The organism is Mycoplasma sp. Z386, from assembly GCF_054343375.1.
This window is the reverse complement of record NZ_JBTGVC010000035.1, coordinates 1-2,231: the sequence shown is the minus strand read 5'-3', so window position 1 is coordinate 2,231 and position 2,231 is coordinate 1. Positions and strand designations below refer to the sequence as shown.

Genomic DNA, 2,231 nt, shown 5'->3' with positions numbered 1-2,231 from the left:
AGAGGACATTTTGATTAGTAAATACCCCGGGACATTTTGATTAATAATTTGCATATCAATGTGAATTTCTGAACCTTTTTCTGTATAATCCCTGTGAATTAAGGCATTTACAATACTTTCTCTTATAGCGATTTCTGGATAATCTGGATATTCAATTCTACTTACATCAGTTTTCTTTCACATTTTTTTATAATTAGAATTAATGAATTCTTCAGCACTTTGCAGTAAATACAAGATTGAACCTTGAAATTCTTTATCATCTAAGGCTTCAAGGCGACTATTTGCTTTATCTAAACCATTTCATCTAGTTGCAAAAACTCTTGATTGATAGACAAAATAATCATCTGCAAGCAAGGCACCAGCAAATGTTAAATTGCCCTTTTCGTTTATTAATGAAAAAGATAATAAATCACTATCATTTAAATTTTGTCCTGTTTTTTGAAAATAAACAGCTTTTAGTTTGCTAAAAGAAGCATTTTCGCTTTTTATATTACTATCAATACTATCAAAAGTTTTATTGCTTCCTTTTAAAACGAGATTTTTCATTTGGACATAATTTGCAGAAACACTTTGATTTCCAATTCTTACAAATATTTTTCTATTTCCGTTATCTATTATGTAGTAAGGAGTTTCGTTTCCTGGGGAAATTGTCAATATTATAAAATCTTTATTTTCATATTTTTCTATAGTTAATTCTATATCAGGAATCGGATCTAATTTGGTTTTGATTATTTCACTAATTTTCTCAGAATCTTTTTTAGCATTAACTAAACCTACAAATCGATCATTATCATCAATACCAAAAATGATTTTTCCGCCTTTTGTGTTAGCAAAAGCAACAACCGTTTTTAATCAATTAGTAACTTTGTTTTCTTCTAGCATTACTTTCTTTTCACAAAAACTTGTTTCACCAATATATTTTTTCAAATCCATTTTTATTTCCTTTTTATTAAATATGTATATTAAAATTATACAATTTTTGTTTTAATAAAGTGGAATAATTTAAGATTTTATAATAAGAATTATTTTGCGTTTATATTTATTCAATTTTATATTGTTTTTCTTAAATAATTCCATAGAAAAGCATATTTTAAATAACTAAAATTATTTAAATTTTTGGTTTCTTTTTTCTTATTTATAGGACCAAGATCTCCGTTAATTTCTTTATATCTTTTTGCTATATCGATTAATTCTTCTCTTGTAAAATCATCTCACGTAATTTGTCTAGGTTTTTTAACTTTTTTTGTACTTACCTTTCTTTTGGAAGTTCTTTTTGATGATAATTCTAATTTCATATATAAATTATAATACTTAATGATTATCTTTTTAATTTTCTATTTAGTAAAAATAAGCTTTTATTCTTTTTATTCTATAAAAATTAATACTTCTAAAATCCTTTGTTTTTCATAGTTTTTATGTACTTAGTTAAAATCTTATTTTTTGAAAAATAACAAAGTCGGTTAAAAAGAAAACAAAAAAAACTTAACGCGATGCTAAGTTTTTGTCTAACCCTAATAAGTTAATATTTCTAATTTTCTCCGCTTGATGTTGTAGAACTTGTTCCAAAAGAATTTAATTTATTTCTAAAAGCAGTATCTAATTCATTGAATTTTCTTTCTCTTTCGTGTTCAGAATTTTCTAATTGTCTTACTCTTTCTTTTAATTGAGTAATTTCTCTTGTTAAATCATCGAATTTAAGTTTAGTTAGTCCTTTAATTAATTCTTCTAAATTGTCTCCACTTACTTTATTACCTAATTGTTCTAATAGTTGTTGAAATCCTTCTTCTAATTCACCCTGTCTTTTGGTAATTTTGCTTAAATCAATTTCTTTTTGTTCTTTATTTTGCAATTTTGCAATATCTAACTCGTTTTTATTAATTCTGGTTTCTAATCTTAAATTATTTTCATTTTGCTTTGCAATATGACTATTTAATTCCTTGCTTGTATCGTTGTTATTTGAACAACTTGTAAAAACAGAAATAGATGCAACAATAGCTAATGGACTTAAATACGTAATTAATCTTTTTTTCATATATATTCTCTAAATTTTCTTCCTTTTTTATTCTTTCTTAAATTAATTCTACAAAAAAAAAAAAGCAAGTATTTGGCAAAAAGTTGTTAAATTTGAAGAATTTTTACCTATATAATCTTGTTTTATATTTGAAAATTTAGATATAACCTAAATTTTTACTAAATTTCTATACTTACTTAATTTTATTGTTTAATTCATC

General features: G+C 23.8%; 3 protein-coding genes. All 3 read right to left on the bottom strand.

The genetic code is table 4. The features are described 5' to 3' along the window. A partial coding sequence (locus ACXX85_RS03940; RefSeq protein WP_458560682.1) for an AlbA family DNA-binding domain-containing protein occupies positions 1 to 933 on the bottom strand: 933 nt, incomplete at its 3' end. Between the two features lie 116 nt (positions 934 to 1,049). Next, positions 1,050 to 1,295 carry a hypothetical protein gene (locus tag ACXX85_RS03935; RefSeq protein WP_458557727.1) on the bottom strand — a complete coding sequence of 82 codons (246 nt, stop codon included), beginning with the start codon at positions 1,293 to 1,295 and terminating at the stop codon, positions 1,050 to 1,052. A 233-nt stretch (positions 1,296 to 1,528) separates the two neighbouring features. Then, positions 1,529 to 2,032: a hypothetical protein gene (locus ACXX85_RS03930; RefSeq protein ID WP_458557728.1), complete on the bottom strand. Its 504-nt coding sequence runs from the start codon at positions 2,030 to 2,032 to the stop codon at positions 1,529 to 1,531. Between the last annotated feature and the right edge of the window lie 199 nt (positions 2,033 to 2,231).